Source organism: Candidatus Anoxymicrobium japonicum (assembly GCA_002843005.1).
Taxonomy (GTDB): Bacteria; Actinomycetota; Geothermincolia; order Fen-727; family Anoxymicrobiaceae; genus Anoxymicrobium; species Anoxymicrobium japonicum.
Genome location: PHEX01000117.1, coordinates 1 through 2,250, shown reverse-complemented (window position 1 = coordinate 2,250; position 2,250 = coordinate 1). Strand labels below are relative to the sequence as shown.

2 protein-coding genes are annotated in these 2,250 nt (G+C 53.4%); both read left to right on the top strand.

Annotated features, from left to right (window positions below; genetic code table 11):
* Positions 1–137: 137 nt before the first annotated feature.
* A complete protein-coding gene (locus CVT63_08250; protein PKQ26877.1) occupies positions 138–1,037 on the top strand; it encodes a hypothetical protein in 900 nt (299 codons plus the stop codon).
* A complete protein-coding gene (locus CVT63_08245) occupies positions 982–2,232 on the top strand; it encodes a hypothetical protein (GenBank protein ID PKQ26876.1) in 1,251 nt (416 codons plus the stop codon). The genes CVT63_08250 and CVT63_08245 overlap by 56 nt, the downstream gene beginning before the upstream one ends.
* Positions 2,233–2,250: the final 18 nt, after the last annotated feature.

Genomic DNA, 2,250 nt, shown 5'->3' with positions numbered 1-2,250 from the left:
TGAGCAAGAGCAACCGTTTAAACTTTAAGGCCAGCCGCTGTGCTTTGGCTGTAGAACGTTATTTAAAAGGTGAACCGCTGCGTCAGATCCTTTCGGACCTGGCGGTACCTCAGCCGACATGGGACCGCTGGTGGCGGATGTTTAACCAGGAAATGACCGGCAGTTATCTGGCGGAAGAACTGGCAGAACTTAAAAAGCGCTACCCTGTAAAGAACGCCTCTGCAGAAACAATAGCAGGCAGGGAAAGTTTTGGCCGCCTGTTACAGAAGCGCCACGGTTATTCCCCCGCCGCTGCCGAAAACTTTATCATGGAACTGGATGAACTGGCCAAAGAGTTCCGCTCCCAACTGGAACCGGGGCAGCTGCTCTACAGCGCCGTGGAGGCCAAGGAACCACCCGGGAAGCCCCTTGCGGAATGCAGTCTGGTAAACACGGTCCTGGACTATGTTACCGAAAAAGACTGGGAACTGGTCAGTACAGATAGCCCCAAGGCCCTTAAATGGGAGCGGCTAGAGCGCCTTGCTACCGGCGCCTATGCTCAGGGTGCAACCCTCTCCCAGGGCGATCTCTCGTACCTGATGAGCATCTCCGTAGACGCCGTGCAGGACTGTATCAAGGCACACCCCCAGGTGGTGCTCCCCACCCGCGGCTTTGTAGCCGATATGGGGCCTACACTTAGCCATGCAGAGAAGGTCATTGCGCTCTACATGGACGGCTATACGGAGACCGAGATTAAAAGGCGAACCTCCCATAGCTATGATAGCATAGCAAGATATTTAATAGATTTCTCCCGGGTAGTACTTCTAACGGAAAAGGGGATGCCCCTGCCCATGGTACGCCAGGTGCTGGGCTTTTCCCGCAGGGTAGTAGAGAAGTACCAATCCCTGTACCGGCAGTTTAACACACCCGAGTACAGCTGGCGTATGGAGCGTATCCGCCGTATCGCTACCGCGCATCCTGTAAAAAAAACAAGAGGAAGTGATGCCTGTGCAAAAGCGGAAGGGTCCGTACAGTACCCTTCCCCAAAGAGATGTTGAACACGTCCAGGTAGCCCATCTGAAACACCGTTTCGAGCTGGCCAAGGATTCTTTTCTGGCCCAGCAGGTAGCAAGCCTGACCAACAGCGCACTTGACGAACATGAAGCAAAAAGCGGTACCCGCCGGGTAAAACCGGGCGAACTCTATGTAAGACGCGGCGAAGATGATCTTCTCCTGCCGCTTCTTACCCCGCGCTGGGCAGAGGCTCTCTCTGAAGGGCTCTCTCCCCGCACGGTCAAAAGACACCTGGAACTGGAACAGTACTTAATACTGCAGGCCGTAGACAAAACCACCACCCTGGAAGATATCTGGTCAATCACAGACCAGGGCGAGCTGGCCCGCAAGTCTGCCCCGAAAGGGTTCGAGTTTTTACCGGAAAAACCGCTTAACGCAGAAAAAATGGTCCATGTTCACCTGAAAAAAGAAGCAGCTCTACCGCCGGAAGTTCTAAAAGAACTGGTAGAAAAACTAACTTCGGACTACGGTACAAAACCAGGACTGGCCGAGGCCATGGTACAAACAGCGGCTGAGTTGAGATCCTGGTGCTGCCCGCTACTGGAGGAGCTTACTTCCGGGCAGGCAGTCTGGCTGGTCCACGGCACCCACAAGAGCAGGCGGACTGATCCACGGCTCTTTACTCCAGTAGTGCTGACGCTTCTTACCCCGGCAGAACAGAACCTGACTCTTAACCACCGGGGAGAGTTTAAAAAAGTGAAAATGGCACAGCTGGAACGCATCACTGCCGAGGCCTGGCGCCAGGACGGGGTGCTGACCACCCTGGATACACAGTGGCTGTTATCTTTAAGTCCCGGCCTTATGCGGGAACTTTTAGAAAGCTATCAGGAACAGTTCGGGATACTGCTGCCCACAGCCGGAACGGTTCTGGATATGGGCCGATCGCTTACCCATAAGACCATAGTAATTGAAATGTTCCTGCAGGGTCTTACTGCCCATCAGATCGCCCGGCGCATCTTCCATACGGAAGAAGCAGTAGATGCCTATATCAAAGTATTTGACCGCGTTTTGATTCTCAAATACTTCGGCATGCCGGAAAACCTGATGCAACGGGTCACGGGCCACAGCATTGCCCTGATAAAGGAACACCTGGCCCTGACGGAAAAACATTTCCCCACCAAAGAAGCGCTGATGGAATACCTTGGACAAAGGAATATATCTCTGGATATGACAGGCTAAGGAATATAGCGGTTATCT